Annotated in this window: 23 protein-coding genes; 12 read left to right on the forward strand and 11 right to left on the reverse strand. The window is 37.8% G+C overall.

Annotated features, from left to right (window positions below):
- Window positions 1-48: 48 nt before the first annotated feature.
- From V0410_RS16250 to V0410_RS16275, 6 genes are all read right to left on the reverse strand, one after another.
- On the reverse strand, window positions 49-1,326 hold the full coding sequence (locus V0410_RS16250) for a DUF6080 domain-containing protein (RefSeq protein WP_330744879.1): 1,278 nt from the start codon (window positions 1,324-1,326) through the stop codon (window positions 49-51).
- A 74-nt stretch (window positions 1,327-1,400) separates the two neighbouring features.
- Window positions 1,401-2,216 carry a T9SS type A sorting domain-containing protein gene (locus V0410_RS16255; protein WP_330744880.1) on the reverse strand — a complete coding sequence of 272 codons (816 nt, stop codon included), beginning with the start codon at window positions 2,214-2,216 and terminating at the stop codon, window positions 1,401-1,403.
- 86 nt (window positions 2,217-2,302) lie between these two features.
- Window positions 2,303-3,844, reverse strand: a complete 1,542-nt coding sequence (locus V0410_RS16260) for a protein adenylyltransferase SelO (RefSeq protein ID WP_330744881.1) — start codon at window positions 3,842-3,844, stop codon at window positions 2,303-2,305.
- Between the two features lie 75 nt (window positions 3,845-3,919).
- Window positions 3,920-6,298, reverse strand: coding sequence for a transglycosylase domain-containing protein (locus tag V0410_RS16265; RefSeq protein ID WP_330744882.1), 2,379 nt, complete (start codon window positions 6,296-6,298; stop codon window positions 3,920-3,922).
- A gap of 6 nt (window positions 6,299-6,304) precedes the next feature.
- Entirely contained in the window at window positions 6,305-6,769 is a 465-nt protein-coding gene (locus tag V0410_RS16270) for a gliding motility lipoprotein GldH (protein WP_047426948.1), read from the reverse strand.
- A complete protein-coding gene (locus V0410_RS16275) occupies window positions 6,762-8,156 on the reverse strand; it encodes a PSP1 domain-containing protein (protein WP_330744883.1) in 1,395 nt (464 codons plus the stop codon). Before V0410_RS16275 ends, V0410_RS16270 begins: the two co-directional genes overlap by 8 nt.
- A 462-nt stretch (window positions 8,157-8,618) precedes the next feature.
- Here V0410_RS16275 and V0410_RS16280 point away from each other — a divergent pair, with 462 nt between their 5' ends.
- The 5 genes from V0410_RS16280 (at window position 8,619) to V0410_RS16300 (ending at window position 14,563) form a co-directional block, all read left to right on the forward strand.
- Window positions 8,619-9,857, forward strand: a complete 1,239-nt coding sequence (locus tag V0410_RS16280) for an OmpP1/FadL family transporter (RefSeq protein WP_330744884.1) — start codon at window positions 8,619-8,621, stop codon at window positions 9,855-9,857.
- A 12-nt stretch (window positions 9,858-9,869) separates the two neighbouring features.
- The gene (locus tag V0410_RS16285) at window positions 9,870-11,330 is read left to right on the forward strand and encodes a G-D-S-L family lipolytic protein (RefSeq protein WP_330744885.1); all 1,461 of its coding nucleotides are present in this window, start codon (window positions 9,870-9,872) and stop codon (window positions 11,328-11,330) included.
- Between the two features lie 85 nt (window positions 11,331-11,415).
- Window positions 11,416-12,354, forward strand: coding sequence for a ribose-phosphate pyrophosphokinase (locus V0410_RS16290; protein ID WP_110009120.1), 939 nt, complete (start codon window positions 11,416-11,418; stop codon window positions 12,352-12,354).
- A gap of 56 nt (window positions 12,355-12,410) precedes the next feature.
- Entirely contained in the window at window positions 12,411-13,058 is a 648-nt protein-coding gene (locus V0410_RS16295) for a 50S ribosomal protein L25/general stress protein Ctc (RefSeq protein WP_110009121.1), read from the forward strand.
- A gap of 284 nt (window positions 13,059-13,342) precedes the next feature.
- Entirely contained in the window at window positions 13,343-14,563 is a 1,221-nt protein-coding gene (locus V0410_RS16300) for an aminotransferase class V-fold PLP-dependent enzyme (RefSeq protein ID WP_330744887.1), read from the forward strand.
- Between the two features lie 56 nt (window positions 14,564-14,619).
- Here the strand turns inward: V0410_RS16300 and V0410_RS16305 are convergent, their stop codons facing one another.
- Window positions 14,620-14,745 (reverse strand): GNAT family acetyltransferase, encoded by a 126-nt coding sequence (locus V0410_RS16305; RefSeq protein ID WP_330744888.1) that lies wholly within the window; start codon window positions 14,743-14,745, stop codon window positions 14,620-14,622.
- Window positions 14,746-14,881: 136 nt separating this feature from the next.
- On the opposite strand from V0410_RS16305, the gene V0410_RS16310 reads away from it, so the two are divergent.
- Window positions 14,882-15,703 (forward strand): T9SS-dependent choice-of-anchor J family protein, encoded by an 822-nt coding sequence (locus V0410_RS16310; RefSeq protein ID WP_330744889.1) that lies wholly within the window; start codon window positions 14,882-14,884, stop codon window positions 15,701-15,703.
- 77 nt (window positions 15,704-15,780) lie between these two features.
- On the opposite strand, the gene hemE is transcribed toward V0410_RS16310, so the two are convergent.
- From hemE to hemA, 4 genes are all read right to left on the reverse strand, one after another.
- Complete coding sequence (gene hemE / locus V0410_RS16315; protein WP_330744890.1) at window positions 15,781-16,812, reverse strand: uroporphyrinogen decarboxylase; 1,032 nt, start codon at window positions 16,810-16,812, stop codon at window positions 15,781-15,783.
- A gap of 41 nt (window positions 16,813-16,853) precedes the next feature.
- Entirely contained in the window at window positions 16,854-17,537 is a 684-nt protein-coding gene (locus V0410_RS16320) for a uroporphyrinogen-III synthase (RefSeq protein ID WP_202841884.1), read from the reverse strand.
- A 64-nt stretch (window positions 17,538-17,601) separates the two neighbouring features.
- Complete coding sequence (gene hemC / locus V0410_RS16325; RefSeq protein ID WP_110009127.1) at window positions 17,602-18,510, reverse strand: hydroxymethylbilane synthase; 909 nt, start codon at window positions 18,508-18,510, stop codon at window positions 17,602-17,604.
- A complete protein-coding gene (gene hemA, locus V0410_RS16330) occupies window positions 18,497-19,771 on the reverse strand; it encodes a glutamyl-tRNA reductase (RefSeq protein WP_110009152.1) in 1,275 nt (424 codons plus the stop codon). Before hemA ends, hemC begins: the two co-directional genes overlap by 14 nt.
- 392 nt (window positions 19,772-20,163) lie before the next feature.
- Here hemA and V0410_RS16335 point away from each other — a divergent pair, with 392 nt between their 5' ends.
- The 6 genes from V0410_RS16335 to V0410_RS16360 all read left to right on the forward strand — a co-directional run bounded on the left by V0410_RS16335 (window position 20,164) and on the right by V0410_RS16360 (window position 26,508).
- Window positions 20,164-21,189: a rod shape-determining protein gene (locus V0410_RS16335; RefSeq protein ID WP_002982450.1), complete on the forward strand. Its 1,026-nt coding sequence runs from the start codon at window positions 20,164-20,166 to the stop codon at window positions 21,187-21,189.
- Between the two features lie 28 nt (window positions 21,190-21,217).
- Window positions 21,218-22,072, forward strand: coding sequence for a rod shape-determining protein MreC (gene mreC / locus V0410_RS16340; RefSeq protein WP_330744891.1), 855 nt, complete (start codon window positions 21,218-21,220; stop codon window positions 22,070-22,072).
- Window positions 22,065-22,571 (forward strand): hypothetical protein, encoded by a 507-nt coding sequence (locus V0410_RS16345; RefSeq protein ID WP_002982456.1) that lies wholly within the window; start codon window positions 22,065-22,067, stop codon window positions 22,569-22,571. Before mreC ends, V0410_RS16345 begins: the two co-directional genes overlap by 8 nt.
- Window positions 22,568-24,613: a peptidoglycan D,D-transpeptidase FtsI family protein gene (locus tag V0410_RS16350; RefSeq protein ID WP_330744892.1), complete on the forward strand. Its 2,046-nt coding sequence runs from the start codon at window positions 22,568-22,570 to the stop codon at window positions 24,611-24,613. Before V0410_RS16345 ends, V0410_RS16350 begins: the two co-directional genes overlap by 4 nt.
- Window positions 24,610-25,839 carry a rod shape-determining protein RodA gene (gene rodA / locus V0410_RS16355; protein ID WP_330744893.1) on the forward strand — a complete coding sequence of 410 codons (1,230 nt, stop codon included), beginning with the start codon at window positions 24,610-24,612 and terminating at the stop codon, window positions 25,837-25,839. The genes V0410_RS16350 and rodA overlap by 4 nt, the downstream gene beginning before the upstream one ends.
- Before the next feature lie 87 nt (window positions 25,840-25,926).
- Window positions 25,927-26,508: a pentapeptide repeat-containing protein gene (locus V0410_RS16360; protein WP_330744894.1), complete on the forward strand. Its 582-nt coding sequence runs from the start codon at window positions 25,927-25,929 to the stop codon at window positions 26,506-26,508.
- The last annotated feature ends 51 nt before the right edge of the window (window positions 26,509-26,559 follow it).

The raw sequence follows: 26,559 nt of genomic DNA on the forward strand, positions 1-26,559 counted from the left end.
TATTTCAACATAAAAAACAAAAAGCTGAGAAAACATTCTCAGCTTTTTTTATTGGTAATAATGTTCCATAAACCAGAAAAATTCTGTCATTCTGAAAATATTACAGGCGAGCAGATAAATGAATAACACTACAACCGTTAACGTTAGCAATGACATGATTTTAGGTGATGATCTGTAAGCAAAAAAGAGCCATCCTAAAAGCAAAGGATATACAAAAACAAAATGTCCTCCGTAAATGTAGGAAGTATGAAGACCAAACCTCATCACACAGTGGATCGCAATGTCAATGAAAAATGAAATGGCAATCACCTGAACCCATTTATTTTTGAAATTTTTACAATAACTCCAAATGATCAGAATCAACAGCAGGATTACAAAAAAGTAAGGAAACACTGACGAATAAAGGTCCATGTAAAGGCCTTTGAAATTAAAGCCTTTCATATTATGCTTGTCTGACATAATAAATCCGGGGAAAAGAATATTACCTCCGAAAAAGAACGAAAGGATCATATCCCATGCCGGCATCGACTTTACATTGGAGAACTTTTCATATTGCTGGTTGGTTTTTGAAAAAATATTCTGATATTTAAAATCAATTCTGTTCAAATAAAGAAGTACAAAACAGATCATAGAGACTGTTACTCTAAGCGCTGCATTTCCGAATTTTTTCCAGTTTCTGAAAAGTCCTTTTTCAAACAAAAGTGGGATGAAAACTTTTACAATGTTTGTAATGGTAAGCCCTCCGATAGTAATCCCAGCCAGTGATAAGGCTGTTGCGGGGATTTTCTCTTCCTTCTTTAGTTTTATTGCTGCATAGTGGTTGTATAATGAGAGTAAAAATAAAGTGTAGGTAAAATTTTCCGGGGTGAATGACAAGATGATATTAGTGGAAAAAGCTCCAAAGAATAGGATGATTAAAAGGCATAACCATAAAGGAAGCTGAATGATATTCTTTACATATTTAAATACCTGAACAATATTCAATGTGATGATGATATTGCTGAGCCATGCCAGCGTGAGTCTGAAGCTGGCATCCATTTTTCCTCCTGAAATAAATAATGAAAATTCTCTTACCCAGTTAAAAAAGTAGTAGGACAGAGGGTGTCTTTCAAAGCTGCCTCCTGTCATAAGGATCGATTTATTATCAAAACTGAAATAAGCGTCCCATGGAATTCTGCTGTCAAAAATAATTCTGTAATGCAGGGCTATATAAGACCCTAATATTCCATAACAGATCATGAAAAACAGAAATATTGCCAGTTCGGTATAGGTGGATGGGAAAACCAGTTTTAAAAAATGGATAAATTTTGTTTTGATATAAGACACGTGTCAAATTTTTTGCAAAAGTAAAATAAAAAAACCACCAAAATTGGTGGTTGTAAAAGTTTGTATAAACGTTCTTACTGTTTGATTACTTTCTCGGTTTTGGATGTTCCATCAGAGAAGTCTACTTTTAGTAAGTAAGTTCCTTTTGGAAGTGACGAAATATCTAATCTTTCTGAAGCGTTATTGAGTAGGGATTTTCCGCTCGCATCAATCACTGTGGCAGATTTGATTTTTTTATCAGCTCTGATGTTGATTTCTCCTTTTGTCGGATTCGGATAGATGCTGGTAATGTCTTTTACTTTGGCATTTGTTTCCTGAGTAGATAATGTGCCATTTGCCAAAACCTGTACATCATCTATTGAAAGACTATCCGCGTCATTAGCTACATAATGGAATCTGAATTTGACATTGGCTTGTCCTGCATAAGGAGTTAAACTCACCGTAATTGCCAATGTTTCATAATCGATAAATAATCCATAATTTTCTTCAACCCATACCTGGTTCCATGTGGTTCCTCCGTCAGTGGACACTTCTACTTTTAAATCTCCATTAGGATTAGGATCAACCATGTATTCGTATCCTATTTTCGCGTTAAACTTTAGGACCGGGTTTGTTGTTCCCACTAAACTGAAAGAAGGACTTGTTAAGTGAGCATCCTGTGCCTGGGCAATCCATCCGATACCTGCAGATTTTCCATCTGTGATATTAAATGTTGCTTGTCCAGTTGCATTGAAGATTGTGGTGGTGAATCCCCAAGGTCTTGAAGCTACATTTGTTCCCGTTGTCCATCCTGTTGGAGGAAATGTCGTGCCCTGAAAAGTCTCTGAGAGAATCTGCGCATTTCCCAATAAAGAAGAGACTAAGAAGATGAATAGTAATTTTGTTTTCATTTGGTTTACGTTTAAAGTTGATAGTAAATGTAATAAAAAAATGAAAATAATTACATGTTTTTTAATTTTTTATGAATAATAATCAATTACGAACTGCATGAAAGTGTGGAACATCCCGCTGTATCATCATATCCCGACGGTCTTCTGACGGAGAATTCAGGGTAGATTTCCTGATATGGATTTTCAAGAGCTTTGGTAAGCTTTTCCAACATTTCCTTTTTACCGTTGCTGATCTCATCGATGCATTCGTAAAGAAGATAATTTCGAAGGATGAATTTTGGGTTTGTTTTTTCCATCATGGCTAAAGATTCTTCTTTGGAAATAGAGTTTAATTCTAATCTTGACCTATAACTTTTGATGAAATTATTAAGTTTTGCCAGCTTTTCTTCGTCCAAAATAATATAAGAGACCTCTTTAAAGTGCTCTGATATATTGGTTTCTTGAGTTGTTTTTACCAGTTGATTGAAAAACAGAGTATAATCCAGCTGAAGCTCTTGCATAAGACCTTGCCAGTTGGTGAAGAAATCCTCATCTTCTTTTCGCAGCTGATCAAATCCGAATTTTCTGCAAAGCATCTGGTCGTGGGCTTCCCAAAAATAGGTGCCAAAAGTATTTAAAGTATCTTCCAAAAACTTTTCATCTTTGATTAATGGATGAAGAGCATTGGCCAGCTGCCAGAGATTCCACTGAGCGATCTGTCCCTGTTTTCCGAAAGCATATCTTCTTCCGGGAAGATCTGTAGTGTTAGGAGTGAAATTCAAATCATATTCATCCATCATGGAATAGGGGCCGTAATCAATCGTTAATCCGAGAACAGACATGTTGTCTGTATTCATCACTCCGTGTACAAAGCCTACTCTGAACCATTCAACCATCAAGTCGGCAGTCCGGGTACATATTTTTTCAAAGAAGTCTCTGTATTTTTTGTCGTCAGTTGATGTAATTTCCGGATAATAGTTTTCAATGGTAAAGTCGGCAAGTTCCTGAAGATTGTTGTATTCTCTTTGGGCAGACATGAGTTCAAAATGTCCGAAACGTAAAAAACTTTCAGCAGTTCTGATAACCACTGCACCTTTTTCCGGTTTTGGATTTCCGTTATACATGATGTCACGCATTACATCTTCACCTGTGAAAGCCAGGCTAAGCGCTCTGGTTGTAGGAATGCCCAGATGATACATGGCCTCACTCATCAGGTATTCACGTACAGAAGATCTTAACACAGCTCTTCCATCGGCATGTCTGGAGTAGGGTGTTGCTCCGGCTCCTTTCCATTGAATCTCGGTCTTTTTTCCTGCCTCATTGATAATTTCACCGGCAAGAATGGCTCTTCCGTCTCCAAGTTGTCCTGCCCAGTTTCCGAACTGATGTCCTGCATAAGCCGTGGCATAGGTTCGGACGTTTTCCGGAAGGTTATTCCCCACCAGAAAGTCCAGGTCTTTATCTTCATATTTTCCCAAGCCTATTTCCTCTGATAATGCTTCGTTAAAAGCTATCAGTTCAGGTTTATCAAAGCCTGCAGGTTTAATGGTTGCAAATAAAACCTTTGGAGTGTTTCTCTGCATAGGGTTGTTGGAAAAATCACCGGGAAAAGTTTCAATAAATGGCTGTCTGATGCGTTCGATATTCATGCTTCAAAGGTATTAATTATAAAAGAAAAGACCTTCCAGATTATTGAAAGGTCTTGTATATTTCTAAAAGAGAATTTATTTATTGAAATCTACTTCATCATTAGAATGAAGGTTTTCATTGATATTATCCTCTTTCTTTTCTGTTGGTTTTTTAGGCGTTGGATCTACTGGCCTTGGATTTTTGATCTCATCAATGGTTTGAAGGCTTCCTTCGTCTCCATATCCTCCGCTTAATCCTTTAAGGTTTGAACATCCGTCTTTCCAGTCTGAAGGTTTTACGAACTTGTCATCAGGAGTTACTCCCAAGCTCTTATCAGCCCATACTTTCTTCATGAAAATTGCCCAGATCGGTAATGCCATTCTTGCCCCCTGACCTTCTCCTGTTCCAAAGAAGTGGGTGGCTCTGTCTTCCCATCCAACCCATGCTCCGGTTGCCAGTTTTGGAGTAATTCCCATAAACCATCCATCAGAGTTGTTCTGAGTTGTTCCTGTTTTGGCAGCAATTTCTACAGCCTTTGAAATTCCTCTTCTTCCCAGCTCTCCGGAAGCGGTTCCGTATTGTGCAACACCCTTCATCAGTTCAATCATGGTGTAAGCATACATTGGGTTCATTACTTCCTTAGGCTCCACGTTTACTTCTTTGATCACCCTACCGTTGGCATCTTCAATTCTCCAGATCATTTCTGGTTTGTTATAGTTACCATAGTTGGCAAAAGTACTGTAAGCACCAAGCATTTCGTAAATTGTAATGTCTGATGAACCTAAAGCAATTGTATTGTTTCTTGGAATATCTTCTGTTACTCCCAGATCTCTTGCCGTCTGGATTACAGCGTCCACTCCTGTCATTTCAATAAGTCTTGCGGCAACAGGGTTTTGAGAATGTGCCAATGCGTCTTTTAAAGTTAGCATTCCGCCTCTTCCCGGTACATGCCATCCGTTATGATCATAAGTTCCGTTAGAAACAGCTGAACAAGGGGTCATTCCCAGTTTCATAATCGCAGTGGCATATACGAAAGGCTTGAATGTAGATCCCACCTGTCTTTTACCTTGCTTGATGTGATCATATTGGAAGTGCTGCCAGTCTATACCTCCTACCCAGGCTTTGATCTCTCCGGTTCCCGGAACCATAGACATCAGACCTGCCTGTGCAATTTGTTTGTGATATCTGATAGAATCCCATGGAGACATTTCCACTTCTTCTTCTCCATTCCATGTGAATCGTGAAGTTTTGATTGGTTTCTTGAACTCCATCATAATAGAATCTTCAGGCATTCCGTCAGCTTTCAGTAATTTGTAACGGCCGGTTCTTTTCATTGCCTGAACCATCACATCATTGATTTGTTTGTCGTTCAGATAGTAGAAAGGTCTGTTCTTTCTTCCTCGCTGTTCTGCATCAAATCTTTTTTGAAGATCTGTTAAATGTTCTTTAATTGATTCTTCCGCGTATTTCTGCATTTTAGAATCAAGGGTCACATATATTTTTAAACCGTCTTTATAAAGGTTAAGTTTTTTACCGGTTTCTTTTTCATGAGCCTCAAGATATTTATCAATCTCTTTTCTCAGATAAAATTTGTAATAAGCAGAATATCCGTCAGTGATACTTTTAATAGGGTGGAAATCCACTTCTATCGGTGTATTGGCTGCTTTTTCATAGGTTGCCGCATCAATATATCCGGTTTTCTGCATTTGATCCAATACTACATTCCTTCTTTCTTTAGCCTTTTCAGGATACCTGTAAGGATTATTTTTTCTTGGGTTCTCAAGCATGGCTACAAAGGTTGCCGCTTCAGGTAATGTAAGCTCGGAAGTTTTCTTGTTAAAGTAAACTCTGGAAGCCATTTCAATACCATTGGCATTGAAAAGAAAATCGAATTTATTGAAATAAAGAGTGATAATCTCTTCTTTGGTGTATCTTTTTTCAAGGCTTACTGCTACAACCCATTCTTTCAGCTTCTGGAATGCTCTTTGAACTTTATTCTGAGAAGCATTTCCTGTGAAAAGAAGTTTGGCAAGCTGCTGGGTGATGGTAGAACCCCCACCACGTCCACCACCATAAGCTACCGCTCTGGCAACGGAATATAAATCGATTCCCGAGTGTTCTTTGAAACGCTCATCTTCTTTAGCCTGTAAAGCATAAATAAGATAAGGAGGAAGGTCCTTATAAACAATTGGCTGAGTTTTTTCTTTTTCGAATTTACCCAAGGTTACTCCGTCTGAAGAAATGATCTCAGAAGCAACAAAGATGTCCGGGTTTTCAAGTTCTTTTACATCAGGCATTTCACCAAGGAATCCCTGGGAAACCGAAAAGAAAAGTCCTGAAATTCCAAGAACTACCGCAATGAGTCCTATCCAAATAAATGAAACCCATTTTCTCCAGGAGGTATCTTTCTTTTTCTTGGGAGGCAGAGGAAATGTTTTCCCCTTATTTCCTGCATTTTTTTTGTTTTCTTCCATTTATGGTTACGGTTTAGCCGTTTCTATTTTTACCCCAATGTCCTCAATTCCCGGAAGGTTGTCGTTTCTCATCGCCTGGGTAAGGCCGATTTCATATTTTCCTTTTCCCGGAAACTGGTAATTTACTTTATACTGAAATAAAGTTTCCTTCGTATCACCAAACCCTGTACCAAGCCATTCTCCGTTGGGTTTTGCCAGAACATAATTCAAGGTGTCTGTTTCCTTTTTTTTGTTCTGGAGATTGGTGAAATTCACTATAAACCTTATATTGCTGTAAGGATAATTGTTGTTATTTCTTACAACAAATATAATATTTTTAGGATTCTGCGGATCTGAAATTTCAAGATTAAATTTTTGTTCACTTTTCTTATTCCATTTGTTATCAACGGAATTCATAATGATGTCTCCTCCTGAGGAAGAGTTACAGCTAAAGAAAAGGATAAGTGACAGTAATCCTAAAATTTTATGCATTATTATCTTTTTTTGGAGGATATCTCTTTTTGAATTTCTTCTTGTTTGGATTGCTCTGTGGCTTCTTATCAGCATCAGAATTATTCACTGCTTTTTCCACAGGTGCTTTTTGCTGTGGGTGCTGCTTTTGAGGTCTTGGCTGATTGGCAGACTGGGCATTTGGGTTTTCGGTCTTTTCAGATCTTTCGGGCCTTTCGTTTTTGTCCGGTCTGTTTCTTTTCTGTCCTTGTCCCTGGCTCTGGTTTTGTGATCCCTGTTGTCCGTTATTCTGCTTATTCCTGTTTCTGTTTCCTCTGTTTTTCTTCTCAAATCGGTCCACATTATTTTCCTGGATCAGGTCAATGGTATGAGTAGAGGCTTCCGGCTGTTTCAAATCTTCAAGAGGAAGCGTTTTTTCTCCTCTTTTGTTTTTTGAAATCAGTTTTTTAACAAGATCAATATCGAAATCATACCATGCAATTGAACTATCCACATAAGCAAACCACATTTTCTTTTTGAACACGTCAATTTTGATACAGAATGCTTTTCCTTTCTCTGTTTCCAAAGTAGTTGAAGAAGAAGGGAAGTTGCTTAACGCATCCAGATAGCTGTCAAGCTCATAGTTAAGACAGCATTTAAGCTTACCGCATTGTCCTGCAAGTTTCTGAGGGTTGATGCTCAGCTGTTGATATCTTGCAACGTTGGTGTTTACAGACCTGAAATCTGTAAGCCATGTAGAACAGCAAAGTTCACGTCCGCAAGATCCGATTCCGCCCACCTTGGCTGCTTCCTGTCTGAAACCAATCTGTTTCATATCAATTTTAGTACGGAAAGCTCCAGCATAATCTTTGATTAATTGTCTGAAATCCACCCGGTTATCAGCGGTGTAGTAAAAGGTGATTTTTGAAGCATCCCCCTGATATTCCACATCAGTAACTTTCATTTCAAGGCCTAATCTTTGTGCAATTTTTCTTGCTTCAAGCTTTACGCCATCTTCTTTTTTTCTTGCTTCCTGCCATACCTCAAGATCTTTTTGGTTGGCCTGTCTGTATATTTTAAGTGCCGATTCTTCAGAAAACTTTTTCTTTTTCATCTGAATCTTTACTAATTCTCCCGTAAGGCTTACTACGCCTACATCGTGTCCCGGACTTGATTCTACTGTAATTACGCTACCTATATGTAAAGGAATATTATTTACATTTTTATAAAACGATTTTCTGTCATTTTTAAACCTAACTTCTACAAAATCACACCTGTTAGGTGCCGGATTGTTGATGTTAGAAAGCCAGTCAAAAACACTTAATTTATAACTATTCCCGCAGGTATTTACATTTTCACAGCCATTTGCGGTTTTTTTAGGGCCGCAAGAATGTGCAGAATCGCCGGATGTTTTACATCCACAACTCATATTTTCTATTATTTATAATCTGCAAATTTATGTATTTTTATCTTTATGCGATTCTAAAATACTTAAATAAGCTGAATTCGGCATAAAACATTTCCATATTTTGACTAAGAATGATGGCTGTAGACGTAATCAGAGGCTTTATAAAAAATAAAAATGCAGATTTTTAATATTCTATTTATTCTATTTTGTTTCCTTTAACATTTATTGTCTTTTTACTTTTCTGTATTGCTTTTTTAGAGCATTATTGTTTAGTTTTAAACAAATGTTTAAAATTAAACAATGAATATGGCTTGGTTTGTCACCTGTTTTAAATAGTTAATAATGATTGTTTTGCATTTTATTTTATTCGAGGTGTTATTTTAAACATAGTTTTCTTTTACAATATTGTTTAAAATATTAGGAAATATTAACAGACGTATTCAAAATAATTTTATATTTGGCTTATATATATAATAATAGTCTATGAAAAAAATATTAGTATCAACTGCTTTATTGGCGGGAGTTCTATCTTATGCAGGGGGCTTCAGAGTTTCTCTGCAGGGGGTAAAACAATTGGCAATGGCTCATACTAGTGCTCATGCCGAAGACGCGAGTGTGACATTCTTTAACCCGGCGGGTATGTCATTTATCCCTTCCAAGCTGAGTGTAGTGGCAGGAGGGTTTGGTGCAAGTAATAAAGTTACTTTTCAAAACTTTAATACTTTACAAAGTGCAGAAACAGATAATCCTATAGGAACACCTCTATATGCTGCAATTACTTATAGACCCATAGAGAAACTTACCGTAGGGTTCAGTTTTTCAACGCCTTTTGGAAGTACAATCAAATGGCCTGATAACTGGGAAGGTAAGGAATTGGTACAGAAAATGGAACTGAAAAGTTTCTATTTCCAGCCAATGGTCTCTGTAAAACTGGCTCCATGGGTATCTTTTGGTGCCAGCTATATCTACGCAAGAGGAAAAGTGGATTGGGACAAGGCAGTGACTCAGTTTGACGGAAAGGTTAATATTAATGACGATAATGCAACCGGACACGGATATGGATTCGGTTTCTATTTCAGACCTGACCCGAAATTAGATGTGAGTATTGCATATCGTTCAGCAATCGATATGAAAGCTAAATCAGGAACTGCTACATTCCAGTTCCCGTCTCAATCTGTTTATAATCAGCTAAAACTGAATGCTGCAGGACAAGATGGTTTCTCAGCAACGCTGCCACTGGTTGAAGAATATACCATTGGTTTAACTTATAAGATAACACCGAAGTGGCAGGTTTCTGCAGACTTTAACTATCATGGATGGGAAAGATACAGCAAGCTTACATTGGATTTCGAGAATGCGCCTATCGGAAACAATCCGTCAGATCCAACGATTCTTACCAATCCTAAGAACTTCAAAAACTCCAAAACTTTCAGACTGGGAACCCAGTATGCATTCACCAATATGATCTACGGACGTTTGGGAGCTTATTATGATGAAGCACCTTATACTACAGATAACTTTATCCCGGAAACTCCTTCATACGATACCTATGTGGTTACAGGTGGGGTAGGCTTCAAGCTGAAGCAGTTCGGAATTGATGTTGCCGGAGGATATGCAATGCCTCAGTACAGAAAGGTAAATAATGTTAATATAGGGCTTAACGGACAATCAAAGGCAACTGCTTTCTACTTTGGTCTAGGTTTCTCTTATAATCCATTTTAATTTTAGAAGACTATGAAAAAAATTATAATATCGACAATGGCAGTTTCTGCACTTCTTTTTACAGTAAGCTGTAATACGGATTTCGATACGGATGTGAAAGATATCCCGGTAACAAAAGGAGACGCAGACTTTTCAAAATATATATCGTTAGGAAACTCATTAACTGCTGGTTATAGAGATGGGGCACTTTACAGCAGTGGACAGAATGAATCTTATCCAAGCATGATTGCTGCGCAGATGCAATTAGCAGGTGGAGGAGCTTTTAAACAGCCAATGATGCCTAATGACACAGGAGGGTTTACCAATTTATTTAACCCAGCAACAGGGGATTTTGCAGGTAAATATGTGTTAAGTGTTGTGAACGGAGCATTAACTCCCGGCCCAACAGCTCCAGGAGCAGCATTGGATAATGTTTCTGCTGGTGGTCCTTACCAGAATATGGGAGTTCCGGGAGCAAGAGTAGCGCATTTACTGGCTCCAGGATATGGGAATCCAGCCGGATTAATCTCTACGCCTGCTACTGCAAATCCATATTTCGTAAGGTTCGCATCATCAACAACAACTTCAGTAGTAGAAGATGCGCTAAAACAAGACCCAACCTTCATTTCTTTATGGATAGGAAATAATGATGTTTTATTATATGCAACTTCAGGAGGAGCTGATCCAAATGTTCCGATTACCCCAGTAGATGGTACTGTAGGGGTAGGGTTCAGTAATACCTATGCTTATTTAGTAGATAAACTATTCCCGGCCGGTACAAAAAGAAAAGGTGTTATTGCTAATATTCCAACAGTTACCAATGTCCCTTACTTTACGAGAATTCCTGCTATGCCTCTTACGGGTTTGACAGATGCTCAGGTGGCTCAGCTGAATACAGGATATGCTCAGTATAATGCAGGATTACTTCAGGCTAAAACCTTAGGAGCGATCAGCGATGCTGAATATCAGAGAAGATTAATTAAATTTACTGCCGGAGCAGCAGTCAACGGAGCTGTAATTGTAGATAAAGATCTGTCAACTGTTCCGGGACTTCCAAAATACAGACAAACAACAGCCAAGGATTTAATTCTTTTACCAGCTAGTAAAGTTCTAACTCCACAGGCTGGAGGAGGTACTTCAGTACCATTAGAAGATAAGCTTGTCCTTACTGAAGCTGAGACTGCAAAAGTTCTTGCTGCTACTGCAGGGTATAATACAGCGATAAAAAAAGCCGCAACAGACAAAGGTCTTGCCTTTGTGGATATGGATGCTAAAATGATGGAATTGAATTCTAAATCAGGAATTATTTGGGATGGAGTAAAATATACTGCAACATTTGTAACTGGCGGAGCGTTCTCTTTAGACGGAGTTCACCTGACAGGACGCGGATATGGTATTGTTGCTAATGAATTTATTAAATCTATTAACGCCAAATACAATTCTACACTTCCACAGGTAGATCCGAACAAATATTCAGGAGTTAAATTCCCTTAATAATTGATAAAATAAAAACTTAGAAACCACAGGAGTAAATCTTGTGGTTTTTTTTTAAATTTGCAAAATCTTTTAAAAAGTAAAAATGGCCGATCAGTTAAGTTATCTATTTTGTACAAGAACCAGCAGGGACTTGGCAGAGAAAATTGCCCAGAATTATGGGAAAGAATTAGGAAAAATCAACTTTCAGGAGTTCAGCGATGGGGAATTTGAGCCTGTTTTGGACGAATCTGTAAGAGGAGGAAGAGTTTTCCTGATTGGATCTACATTCCCTCCTGCAGACAATCTTTTGGAACTTCTTCTAATGATTGATGCAGCAAAAAGAGCTTCTGCAAAGAGCATCACCGTAGTAATTCCTTACTTTGGTCTTGCCAGACAGGACAGAAAAGACAAACCAAGAGCGCCGATCGGTGCAAAATTAGTTGCTAACCTTCTTACTGCAGCAGGAGCAACAAGAATCATGACAATGGACCTTCATGCAGATCAAATCCAGGGATTCTTCGAAATTCCGGTAGATCACCTGTATGCCTCTACTATTTTCGTAGACCATATCAGATCTTTGAATCTTGATAATCTTACCATCGCTTCTCCGGATATGGGAGGTGCGAAAAGAGCGAAAAACTATGCCGGTCACCTGGGTGCTGAAGTAGTAATTGCTTATAAGGAAAGAAAAAAAGCAAACGTTGTAGAAGAAATGTTCCTTATTGGTGATGTTACAGGTAAAAACGTAATCCTTATTGATGATATGATTGATACTGCAGGTACACTTTGCAAAGCTGCAGATATCTTAATTGAAAAAGGAGCAAAAACAGTAAGAGCTATGGCTACTCACGGAGTGCTTTCTGGAAAGGCTTACGAGAATATTGAGAACTCAAAATTATTGGAAGTTATTGTAACTGACTCAATTCCTGTTAAAAATAATTTGTCATCTAAAATAAAAGTGCTATCTTGCGCCCCGTTATTTGCAGACGTTATGACAATGGTTCATGAGCATAAATCAATTAGCAGCAAGTTTGTTATTTAATTGATTTTAAAGAGATTGCAAATTAAAATTAGAACAATTTTTTAAATTTTTTATAAATGAAATCTATTACAATTCAAGGTACAAAAAGAGAAAGCGTGGGCAAAAAGTCTACAAAAGCTTTACGTGATGCTGAATTAGTTCCTTGTGTTGTTTATGGAGGTGAAGCACCTTTGAACTTCTCTGCTGAAGAGAGAGCTTTCAAAGGATTAGTATACACTCCTGAAGCACACACGGTATCTATTGAGGTTGACGGAAAAACAATTCCAGCTGTTCTTCAGGATATTCAGTTTCACCCGATTACTGACAAAATTCTTCACGTTGACTTCTATCAGTTATCTGATGATAAGCCAGTGATCATGGAAGTTCCGGTAAGAATTACAGGACGTTCAAAAGGTGTTGTAGCTGGTGGTGTTTTACGTCAGTCTTTCAGAAAACTAAAAGTAAAAGCTATCCCTGCTAACCTACCTGACGAAGTAGTAGTTGATGTTACTCCATTAAGAATTGGTAACAAACTTTACATCGGTGGTATCAAAACAGAAGGATATTCTTTCATGCACCCTGACAACGCAGTAGTAGTTGCTGTTAAGATGTCTAGAAATGCAATGAAAGGAGGTGCAGCAATGCAGGATGATGATGAGGATGAAGAAGTTGCAACAGAAGAAGGTGCAGCTCCTGAAGCAGCAGCTGAAACTGCAGCAGAATAAGAATTGCTTATTTAAACAATATAAGAACCCGTCAGTTATGGCGGGTTTTTTATTTGATAACGAGTAAGCAGGATACCTGAACAATCTGGTAGGCTGCTTTCAATTTTGTCTTTTTGCCCTTTAGTAATTTCATCTTTTGTTTTATTGGCTTTCTTCACCTTGCCCTATTGAATATTTCTATCAACAGATAGCGATCAGTACCCAACCCCATGCTTCCTTTCGGAAAAAAAGCCGTAAATTTGAAGAGTTCTAAATAAGGACGTTTTAATTTAAAAAATAAATAAATGTTTGACATTCAGGAAATAAGAAGCCAGTTTTCTATATTGGACAGAGAAGTGAACGGTAAGCCTTTGGTTTATCTGGATAATGCAGCTACATCCCAAAAACCAAATTCAGTTTTGGAAGTCTGTCACGCATATTATACAGAACTTAATGCTAATGTTCACAGAGGAATTCATACGCTGAGCCAGCTGGCAACAGAAGAAATGGAGCTTTCAAGAAGAAAGATTCAGAAATTCATTAATGCTGAACATGACTTTGAAGTGATTTTTACCAAGGGAACAACAGAAGGGTTGAACCTCATCGCTTATATTTTAACACAGAAACTGCAGAAAGATGATGAAATCATTATTTCATATCTGGAGCACCATTCCAATATTGTTCCATGGCAGATGCTGTGTGAAAGAACCGGAGCGAAACTGCGCGTGATTCCTATTGATGAGAACGGAATCCTTCAGATGGATTATTTTGATCAGTTTTTGAGTGAAAAAACGAAGGTTGTTTCTGTAAACCAGGTTTCCAATGCATTAGGTATTGTGAATCCGATTGAAGAGATTATTGCCAAAACAAGAAAAAATACGGATGCTTATGTTGTGATAGACGGAGCTCAGTCTGCTCCGCATTTCAATATTGATGTACAGAAACTGGATTGTGATTTCTTCGTATTCTCAGGTCATAAAATGTATGCTCCTATGGGAACGGGTATTTTATATGGAAAACAAGAAATATTGGAAGCGTTACCGCCTTTTCACGGAGGAGGAGAGATGATTGCAACATGTTCTTTCGATGGTACCACTTATGCAGGTCTTCCATTCAAATATGAAGCAGGAACGCCGAATGTAGGTGGAAATATTGCTTTAGGAGCTGCTGTTGATTTCATGAATAAAATTGGTCATACCCACATTCAGAATCATGAAAATGCTTTATTGGAATATGCGCAAAGACAGCTTTTGGAAATAGATGGTATTAAAATCTATGGTGAAAAAGCAAAGAGAACAGGTGTTGTTTCCTTTAATTTAGAAGGAGTAGGAATTGCCTCCGATGTAGGGATGATTCTCGATAAAATGGGGATCGCTGTAAGGACAGGACATCACTGTACACAGCCTATTATGAACTTCTTTAATATTGCCGGAACAGTGAGAGCAAGTTTTGCTGTTTATAATACTTTCGAAGAAATTGACGCTCTGGTGGAGGGCGTTAAAAAAGCACAGAGAATGTTGAGCTAATCAATATTGGAGTCAATTATATAAAATTAAAAGCAGCTGTTGAGCTGCTTTTTTTATTAGTCAATAGGAACACAGTAGCACCGGCCTTCAATAATGACCTGATAGTAGCCGATAGCACATTCCAGACAGATTTCTCCTCCTGCCATAATGCTTTTCATCTTTTCTTTGTTGAGTTTTTTCATATGATGTAATGTAAAGGTTAAACATGAAATTCTGATCTTTTTAATAATTTCATGTAATGTATTGATTTTATATATAGTTATTAATGTTTTATGAAAAATATTTAGCTAATTTTATATAAACATCAAATATTTTATTATGAAAAAATTCTTTATTCTATTATTATCGATTTGTGGTCTGTGTGATGCACAAGTTTTTTCTGAAAATTTCAACGGAAATTCTTTGCCGGCCGGGTGGACGGTAGAGAATCCGGATAACTCTTTTAACTGGAATGTGGGTGCACAGAATGGTTTCGCTGGCTTTCCCGATGGAGCAGCTTTTTTTGATGATGATGATGCAGGACCATCCGTAGTTAATACGAATGCCAGACTGATTTCTCCTGTAATTAATCTGACCGGAGTAGTAAATCCAAAGCTCTCGTTTAATTATGCCAATATGATTGATAATCTTGATTCTACTTTAAAAGTTGAAGTTTTCAATGGAACTTCCTGGATTCAGGTTTTTACTTTTTCAGGTGATGCAGGAATATGGGATCTTGATTTTAATACTTTTACATTTGTAGTAACGAGTTATGATACTGCCGCCAATATAGATCTGACACCCTATGCTAACGCGGCTTTTAAACTAAGATTTGTTTATGATGATGCCGGAGATTATTCTTACGGTGTTGTAGTAGATAATGTAAAGATTACAAGCGGCCTCCTGGCAACCTCAGAAGTTTCGTATGCAGATCATATAGATGTATATCCGAATCCGGTTAAGGGGGATTTTTATATTAAACAAAGCTCTCAAAGTAAGTTTGAAAAGATTTCTGTGATTGACCAGTCAGGAAAACTTGTGAAAACATTTAATAAAGCATCTGATTCCTATGACTTATCAGATCTGCCAAAAGGAGTCTATATTATAATGATCAGTAATCCTGATGGAAAAGTTATTAAAAAGAAAGTGATGAAGGAATAATCATTAAAAAGTAATTCTAACAAAAAACCCTTATAGATTGCCTATAAGGGTTTTGTATATTTTCAAAAGAAATAATCTTATACATTCGGTTTCCAGTCAACCACTGCTCTGATGAATGCTTCGGCATTTTCCACAGGAACATTCGGTAGAATTCCGTGACCTAAATTAGCAATGTATCTGTCTTTTCCGAAACGGTTGATCATTTCATTCACCATTTTCTTAATGGTTTCAGGGGTTGAATGAAGTCTTGCAGGATCAAAATTCCCCTGTAGCGTCATCGTATGGTTTGTCAAAGTTCTTGCGAATTCCGGCTTAATAGTCCAGTCAACTCCAAGAGCAGAAGCCTTAGACATTGTCATATCTTCCAGGGCAAACCAGCATCCTTTTCCAAATACCACAACATGAGTAAGCGGGCTTAATGCTTCAACAATCTGATTGATATACTGCCATGAGAATTCCTGATAATCCGTAGGAGAAAGCATTCCTCCCCATGAATCGAAAACCTGTACAGCAGAAACTCCTTTTTCTACTTTTCTCTTTAAATAAGCGATTGTAGTATCTGTGATTTTCTGTAATAATAAATGTGCTGCTTCAGGCTGTTGGAAACAGAAAGATTTTGCAATATCAAAAGCTTTACTTCCTTTTCCTTCTACACAGTAACAAAGAATAGTCCATGGAGAACCGGCAAAACCGATCAATGGAATATCATGGTCCAGCTTCTGAAGGGTAAGTTCAATAGCATCAAAAACGTAACCTAAAGTGTCATTCACGTCGGGAGTTTCAATATTCTGAACCTGCTCCATTGTTCTGATAGGAGTATCTAACCATGGGCCAACAGATTCTTTCATTTTGAAATCAATTCCCATTGCCTGCGGCACTACCAGGATATCAGAAAACAGAATCGCGGCATCCAGAGGAAATCTGCGGATAGGCTGCAGAGTAATCTCAGCGGCAAGTTCAGGAGTCTGACATCTTGTAAAGAAATCATACTGATCTCTTAAAGCAATGAATTCCGGCAGATATCTTCCAGCCTGCCTCATCATCCAGACAGGAGGTCTTTCAACGGTTTCTCCGCGAAGTGCTTTTAAATATAGGTCGTTTTTTATCATAATCTATTGTAACTAATATTACCGGCATCCGGTAACAGATTCTAAATCCTACTTCCGATTTCTTTTCTGATCAATGCAAATATCGATGTCAGGGTATTTTCTTCCGAAGTAAAAATTTCTTCCTGCGTATAATTTCTCAGCTCACCGGAAGTGGTTTCGCCAATGGAAAAAAGCTTCATGCCTTCCAGAGAATTTCGCCTTGCAAAACTACGAACTCCGCTCGGACTAAAAAATACTGCAGCATGATATTTTTCAGTTATTACAGGATGAGTTTCCTCAGTATTATAAATGGTAACTTTTTTGTACTTAATGTTTTGTAACGGAAGGTCTTTGTCCAGAACATTGATGGCAAGATTGCCACAGAAGTGCAGGAATTGCTCGTGCTGGCATTTTCCGATAATGAATCGCGAAAGAGTTTCAGCATTTTTCAGTACCTTAAATGTTCCAAAACCATGTTTCCTCAGCTCTCTCTTGGTCTTTTCACCTACACAATAGATTTTGTTATAGTTTTTTGCAGTAAAATCTTCATTGGGTTTGAATCTGTTTTTAAAAAAAGAAGCAACTCCATTGACGCTGGTAAAAATCAGAGAGTAGTTTTTCAGATCAAAAGGATTGATCATAATAGGGCTGGTCTTAATTACCTCAACACAGTCAACCAAAATATCCTCTCCTAATTCTTTGGATATAATAGATGGGTCTATATTTTTGGTAAATAAGATTTTCATGTCTGTAAAATTAAGAAAATGAAAAAGTGTGGCTAAAGGAATATAAAAATGTAAATCTGAACTATCAGATCTGGCTTTTGATTTCTGCCATTAATTCTTTTCCTCCGTTCTCAAGAACAACTTTTGCAAACTTTTCTCCAAAATTCTCATTTGGAGTATAGACAAAGTTTTCATCTACAGCAATACAGTTTTTACCGTCCAGAGAGCAAAGTGCTGCTTTGAAGCGGATCTGGTCGCCGATAATTTCTGCAAAAGCCCCGATAGGTGCAGTACAGCCACCTTCCAAAGTGCTCAGGAAGTTTCTTTCAATCTCTACACAGATCTGAGTCTGTTGATGATTGATCTGGCGCACAATTTCATTGATCTCCGGTTTATCGGTATGTCCGGCTACAGAGATTACGCCTTGTGATGGGGCAGAGATCATTAATGGAAGCATTTCATAATCAATTTCCATTTTCATTCTTTTGATGCCTGCCAAAGATAAAATCGTAGCATCGAAATCTCCTTCTTCCAGTTTTTGAAGTCTGGTTTGAATATTTCCCCTGATATCCGAAAACTCAGCGGTAGGATAATTTCTCAGCCAGAAAGCTCTTCTTCTCAAACTGCTGGTGGCAAGTTTAAGCTCATGGAATTCTTTATTCCTTGCAGATTCTTTTCTGATCAGAATATCCTGTGGATAATCTCTTTCAAGATAAGCGATCATCTCAATATTTTGAGGCAATTGAGTGGGAACATCTTTTAAAGAATGTACGGCAATATCAATTTCATCATTCAATAGGGCAATATCAAGGTCTCTTGTGAAAACCCCGGTAATTCCTAAAGAATAAAGCGGCTGATTAAGGTTCTTATCGCCGGAAGAAACGATAGGAACAATTTCCGTTAAATAATTGTTGTTCTGAAGGTGCCTCGCAACCTCTCTAGCCTGCCAAAGTGCAAGTGCGGAATTTCTCGTTCCGATTCTAATGCTTTTCATTGAATTCGTTGTTTGGTTGTTCAACTAATATTTCGTGCATTAATTTACTAATTTCTTCGGCTTTTAAAGGATTATCGATGATATATTTTGCAAAACGGTTGGTGATTTTCTGGATCATTTTATCAGAAAGTTCCATGTCCGTGATGTTTATGTATTTATTTTTTTTGTAGAAATTATGCATTTCATTACGTTCCATGTTCTTGAGAACGGCTTTGAAATGATGAATATTGGGTGCCAGCTTTCTCTTTTTCTCCCATTCAATAAAGTCTTTCATCAGTTCCTTAATGATTTTTTCAGCTTTCGGGATTTCTCTTTCGCGCTGTTGAATCGTTTCCTGAATCTGTTTTGAAAGCTCATCCACATCAATCAGAGTTACGTTTTTATTTTCAGTAACATTCTTTTCAACGTTATGAGGAATGGAAAGGTCAATGATCAGTGTTTCTTTTCCATTAGGGAAATGAGACCGGTTGACAATAGGATGCTTGGCTCCTGTTGCTACAATAAGAATATCTGTATTTTTTAATTCCTGGTCAAAATCAGAATAATCAACATGAGGAATATTATATTTCTGGGAAATCTTTTCGGCTTTCTCCTGAGTTCTGTTGGCAATTTTAATTTTCGGCTGATAGACATGCTTTACCAGGTTTTCAACGGTATTCTGTCCTATTTCGCCAACCCCCAAAAGAAGGATGTTTTTTTCAGTAATCCTTTTCTGGTTGTTTAAAATATAATGAACGGCAGCATAAGAAACAGAAGCTGCACCATTCGAAATGCCGGTTTCATTTTTTATTCTTTTCGAAATCTGAATCGCAGCATTGATGGCTCTTTCCAGATAAGGATTGGAATTTTGTCTTTCTTTTTTGAAACGGCTGTATGCTTTTTTAATCTGCCCGATAATTTCAAAGTCTCCGATAATCTGGCTTTCAAGGCCTGCCGCTACTCTGAAAAGATGAATCAAAGCTTCCTCTTTGGTAAGAATATTTGCAAACTGAAGAAAATCGGTAAGTTGTACTCCAATCGTTTTGCAATACTCTTCCGCTACTAAAAGATAATTGGGAGAAGTGGTATAAATTTCGGTCCTGTTACAAGTGGAAACCACAAATGCATCACCCAGATCTTCCTGATGGACTCTGGAAACAAAGTTTTTGATGTTCTCATCAAAGAATGCAAACTTTCCTCTCGTTTCTACGTCGGCTTTCTCGTAGCTTATTGAAAGCACGGCAAAATTTGACGTTCGATGAATGTTGGAATACTGTAACATAAGCAGTGGCAAATTTACGATTTTTTTCATTAACCTTTCTCAGATAGTGTATATGATAATTATCGTAAAAAACTATAAAAGGGAATGCCGCAAAAGGCGAAACTCTAAAAAGTCAAAAATGGCATGTTGCTTAAAAGCTGTTACGCTTTTTAAGTTTTACTGATGCCTTTTTTGTGGTACCTTCTCAGGCTTTTTACCCTTTTGCTAATTCGCTTTTCAGCCCTTTTAACATCCCATGAATTTTAGTTGAAATCAAACTCTGTAAATGTCTAAACTAAAACTTAATAAAGAATTATAAATTTTAATAAAATTTTAACCAAATTAAGTTGGTGGGAAATTTCTTTACTAGTGTTAAATTTATATCTTTGTAATCTTAAAATCAGAAGAAAAATATGAGTTTATTTGATATGTTTACGCAAGAAATTGCGATAGACCTTGGAACTGCTAATACCCTAATCATCCATAATAATAAAATTGTTATTGATCAACCTTCAATTGTTGCAATTGAACGTTCATCGGGTAAGCCGATTGCCGTCGGAGAGCAGGCCAAGCATATGCAGGGTAAAACTCATGAGGATATCAAAACCATCCGTCCTTTGAAAGACGGGGTTATTGCTGATTTCCACGCTTCTGAACACATGATCAAGGAATTCATCAAGAAAATTCCTGGAATCAAAGGTAAATTCATTCAACCGGCATTACGAATTGTAATCTGTATCCCTTCTGGTATCACTGAAGTTGAAAAAAGAGCAGTAAGAGACTCTGCTCAGAAAGTAAATGCAAAAGAAGTAAGATTGATCTATGAACCAATGGCTGCCGCAATTGGGGTTGGGATCGACGTACAGAAACCTGAAGGCAACATGATTATCGATATAGGTGGTGGTACTACGGAAATTGCGGTTGTTGCTTTAGGGGGTATCGTATGTGATAAATCTGTGAAGATTGCAGGAGACGTATTTACCAATGATATTGCTTATTATTTAAGAACTCACCATAACCTTTATATCGGGGAAAGAACAGCTGAAAGAATCAAAATTGAAGTAGGTTCTGCAGTAGAAGATCTTGATGTAGACATCGAAGACATCCCGGTACAGGGTAGAGACCTTATTACAGGTAAGCCTAAAGAAATTATGGTTGGATACAAAGAGATTGCACGTGCATTAGACAAATCGATCATCAGAATCGAGGATGCTGTAATGGAAACATTATCTCTTACTCCACCGGAATTGGCTGCTGATATTTACAAAACAGGTATTTATCTTGCTGGAGGAGGAGCGCTATTAAGAGGTCTTGCGGACAGAATTCACAAGAAAACAGGTCTTCCTGTATTTGTAGCTGAAGATCCGTTGAGAGCTGTAGTTCGCGGAACAGGTATTGCCCTTAAGAATATGGATAAGTTCAATTTCTTAATTAAATAATTTTAACTTTTTACGACTTTATATCTGAATGGGATTTTTGCTGAGATTATTTTCGAAGAATACTCTTTTCGTCTTCTTTATATTCCTGCAAATTATTGCTCTGGTTTTGATATTCTCAAGAAATGCCATGCAGAGATCCTGGATTGCGGGCCAGACGGCTGCGTTCAATTCCTGGGTTTCCGGATATATTGACGAAGGAGTTTCTTATCTGAAGCTAAAACAGATCAATGAAGATCTTGTGGTTCAGAATAAAGCCCTTATGACTGAGCTCTATGGAAAAGACGGAGCGAAAAATCCGGTTTTCAAAAGAGTTCATGATACCATTGGTGGAGGGCAGATCTATACTTTTGTTGATGGAGAGATTGTTTTCAACAGTATCAACAGAAGAAACAACTATTTTACAATCAACCGCGGCCGTAGAGATGGAGTCTTTCCTCAAATGGGAGTAATGGCGCCGAGAGGTATTGCGGGAATTGTAATCAATTCTACAGATAGTTATGCATTGGTTCAATCCGTGTTAAGTGTTAACAAGATCAGAATTAATGCAGCACTTAAAAACTCAGGGTATTTTGGTACTTTAACATGGAACGGAGATAACTCAAGGGTAATGCACCTGGCGGATATTCCAAAATATGTGGCCCTGAAAGTAGGCGATACTGTTGTTACAGACGGTAAATCTGCTATTTTCCCTAAGGGAGTAACAATCGGTACCATTGCAGGATACTCTGTAGATAATAAAACCGGCTTCTGGGATATTTCCGTTGAGCTGAGTGAAAAAATGGGAGCGTTGAATAAAGTGTATGTAGTGAAGAATCTTAAGAAAGCAGAAGTGCAGAAGATTCAGGACACTATGCAGGCTGTAATAAAAAAGGAAAATGATTAGCAGGACTTTATTTACCGATATATTGATCATGATCTTTCTTGTTGCATTACAGATATTTGTATTGAACAGGATTACTCTTTTCGGGAAATATACTCCGGTATTATATCCTGTATTTGTCATGTTCTATCCGTTTTTCAGAAATAAATTTCAGTTCCTGGCATTGAGCTTTTTAATAGGATTGTCTATTGACGGTTTTCTTTATTCGTGGGGAATCAATGCATTTGCAACAACGTTAATTGCCTATTTCAGAACGTTGATCTTCAGGACTTCCACAGATACGTCTACGGACTTTTTCTCATTTCAGTCCCTTCAATGGGCGCAGTTTTTGCTGTTTTTATTTTCAAGTATTTTCCTGCATCAGCTTTTAGTACAATATATCGAGTTCTTTAAGTTCAGCAGGTTTTTTGAAATATTATTTAATGTGTTGGTAACAAGTGTAATTTCATTTATCTTTATAGTCATCTACGCATTAATATTTAAAATCAAACAAAAAGTTTGAACACACGTTATTTAAAAATTTTTTCCATCCTCGTTATCATCGCCCTTATTTTTGTGGCGAGACTTGCCTATTTGCAGCTGTTTACAGACCGTTACGCGCTGAATGCGGCCAACACCTCCATTAAAACAGAATATGTTATTCCACAGCGTGGGGTAATTTTTGACAGAAATGGTAAAATCATGGTGGGTAATCAGCCTGCTTATGAAATTTCGTTTACCCAGGCTTTGATGAAACCTGACTTTGATACACTGGCGTTTTGTAGTTTAATGAAAATTACAAAACAGGATTTTATCAATAAAATCAATGTGATCAAAAAAGAAAAATATTATTCAAAGCTGACGCCGATGACTTTCATTAAGGACCTCAGCAGAGAAGATATTGCCAGAGTTCAGGAAATTATTTTTAAGTATCCAGCATTCAACATTGTATCCAGACCTCAGCGTCAGTACGAAGTTTCCACATCCGGGAACCTTCTGGGGTATACCAGTGAGGTGAATGAAAGAGATATTAAAAAAGATTCACTATACTATTTACCGGGAGATTTCATTGGAAAAACAGGGGTTGAAAAATCCTACGAAAAAGAACTTCGTGGCGTAAAAGGTGTGAAATATATCCAGAAAGATATCAGGCTCCGGAATATAGGCTCTTATAAAAACGGTGCCCTGGATAAAGACGTCATTACGGGTAAAGATATCACATTAACGATTGATTACGATCTTCAGAGGACCGCTGAAGAAATGCTGGTCAATAAGCATGGTGCAATTGTAGCTTTAGATCCTAATAACGGAGAAGTTTTGGTTTCTGCAACCGGACCGGACATTGACCCGAACCTTTTTACAGGCCCTAATAAATCAAAAAACCTATATGCCCTTTCAAAAGATACGCTTTATGAAAATAAACCTACTTTTGACCGCGCGTTACAGGCTGGATATCCTCCGGGATCCACTTTCAAACTATTGACTGCCTTAGCGGCCATGCAGATGGGGGTAATGGATGAAAAAACTATTTTTCCTTGTGGCGGCGGATTCTTCTATAAAGGAAAAAGAATTAAAGGCCATGGTGGAGCAGATCCGCTTATCCCATCCATCCAGGTTTCGAGTAACTGTTTTTTCACTTACGCATTTATTGCCATTATCAAAAAATATCCGGGAAACCCTTCAAAAGGTGTTGATGAGTGGAAAAAAATCATGAGCAGTTTCGGAGTTGGAGAATTCTTAAATAATGACTTTGCTGTTGGGGCAAAGGGGAGAATACCCTCAGGAGATTTTTACGAGAGAAGATTTAAAGCGATCATGAAGGCAAGCGGTTCCCAGAGAACTGATTTTAAAAACTGGGATGAAATGTCTACGGGTGCCATTTATAACGGAATGGGACAGGGGGATGTTTTGGTAACTCCTATTCAGCTGGCCAATTATGTAGCGGCTATTGCTAACAGAGGATGGTATTATACTCCTCATATCGTAAAAGCAATTGACGGAAAGCCAAATCCAGACCCAAGATTTAAAGTGAAACACAAAACTCTGGTTGATCCAAAACATTTTGAGCCTGTTTTAAAAGGAATGGAAGCTGTAGTTTTAAGAGGAACTGCAAGAGGGCTGAAATCCAATGATTTTACCCAACTGGCAAAAACAGGTACCGCACAGGTACCGCAAGGAAAAGATAATTCCATCTTTGTATTGATTGCCCCTGCTGATAAGCCTAAAATTGTTGTAGTAGCGGTAATGGAACATGCGGGATTTGGAGCGACCTGGGCAGGGCCAGCCTGTACCGTGATTGCTGAAAAATATATTACAGGTGATCTGAAAAGAGAACATCTTTACAAAAAAATGATTACCTCGAGTTTCATGCCTGAATACAAAAGGCAGTGGATTGCTGATTTGAAACGTAAAGGTTTATATATTGATCCTAAACCTGACTCAATCAGACAGAAAAGAATAAAAGATAGTCTGGAGCAGGTAAAACAGCAAAAGGCTAAGCTGCAAAAGAAAATAAACGAAGAGACTAAAAAGAATAACACTGCTAAAAAAACTGCGAAGCAATGAAATGGACAGAAGGAATAGATAAACTTGGCCTTGGGCTGTATTTCCTGCTTTGCATTTTCGCGATTGCAAATATTTACAGTGTGGACCAGAAACTGGGTGAGAAACAGTTGATCTTTTTCTGTATCTCATTATTTGTGGGGCTTATCATCTTTGTCAGCAGAAGTAAATTCTTCGAGAATATGGCAGGGATTATTTATATTGGCGGTGTGTTGCTGCTGATAGGGCTTTTCCCGTTTGGTAAAGAAATCCTTGGCCAGAAGAACTGGTATAAGTTCGGAAGTTTTACCATGCAGCCCGTGGAGTTCGCCAAAATAGGAACCGCTTTAATGCTCGCTAATTATGTTTCAGGACCTGATTTTAATCTTAAAAACAGAAAGTCTTTATGGACTACTTTAGCCATTGTTGGTATTCCGGCAGCAGTAGTTCTTGCTATTCCGGATGTGGGCTCCATGCTTGTATTTATTGCATTTTTCATTGCTTTATATAGAGAAGGGCTGAGCGGGCTTTTATTTGGTATAGGATTTATTTTTGCCGGAGTTTTCCTGATCTCACTGGCTATTCCTCCTGTTTATGTTGCGGTTGCAGTTTTGCTGATTGCCGGTGTGCTGATTGCAATGAATTATCATAGAATGTCATGGGATGTGATTTCTATCTCAGGAATTGCAGGCTCTATTCTTTTACTGTGCGGACTCGCTTTCGGATCTCCTTATATTTTAGAGAAACTGCCCAAGCACCAGAGAGAAAGAATTGAAGTTCTTTACAAAGGGGAAAAGGCATTCAGAGATACTTCGGGATACAATCTTTTATATTCCAAAACAGCGATCGGATCCGGCGGGCTTTGGGGAAAAGGATACCGTGAGGGCTCTGTAACCCAGGGGAAATTTGTACCTGAGCAGGAAACCGATTATATTTTTTGTACAGTTGGGGAAGAATGGGGCTTTTTAGGAAGTGCAATTCTTATCTTTTGCTATATGGTCTATATCGGAAGGATATATTATCTCGCAGAGCAGCAGAAATCTACTTTTAACCGTGTATTCGGATATTGCTTTGCCTCGATTCTGTTGATGCACTTTTCAATCAACCTGGGAATGGTTATGGGGCTTTTCCCGACAGTTGGGATTCCGCTTCCTTATTTCAGTTATGGAGGTAGTTCTTTACTGGCATTCTCTATGATGACTTTTATTTTCTTTAAACTTAATTACTCTGATAAGAACAGTTTGGTCTAAAAGAGGGAGGTTGGAAGCTGAATGATGGAAGTTTCTCATTGTTCTGCTGATCATTCGTCATCAAAATTAACTTCATCAACAATTTTTATGAAACAATCCTATTTCTCAGACGAAGATTTCGAGAGCAGAGATTTCACGCAACTTCCTTTAGAAAAAAGTGAGTACGAAAACTGTACGTTCAGAAACTGTAATTTTGAATACGTAAATCTATCCGGTTTCAGTTTTACAGACTGTGAATTTCTCGGGTGCAATCTCAGTATGGCAAAACTGATCAAAACAGCTTTTCATGAGGTTGTTTTTAAAGAATGTAAAATGTTCGGGCTTCAGTTTAATGATTGCAATGCATTCGGATTATCCTTTACATTTGATGGAAGTTCATTAAACAATTCCGTGTTTTATCAGACATCCGTTAAAAAAACTGTTTTCAAAAATTCAAAATTAATTGAGGTGGATTTCAGTGAATGTGATCTGTCCAATGCAGTCTTCAGTAACTGCGATCTGTCGGGCGCCGTTTTTGACGGTACAAACCTGGAAAAAACAGATTTCAGGACTTCGGTTAATTATTCGATAGATCCGGCTTTAAATAGGCTTAAAAAGGCCAGATTTTCGCTTTCTGAGATCCATGGACTGTTGTATAAGCTGGATATTGAAATTGATAAGAACAGCTGATGTCTTTGGTTAAGTTCTGTTTGTTTATAAATTATCAATATTAAAAATAAT

Source organism: Chryseobacterium sp. CP-77, assembly GCF_036362765.1.
In the GTDB taxonomy this organism is placed as follows: Bacteria; Bacteroidota; Bacteroidia; order Flavobacteriales; family Weeksellaceae; genus Chryseobacterium; species Chryseobacterium cupriresistens.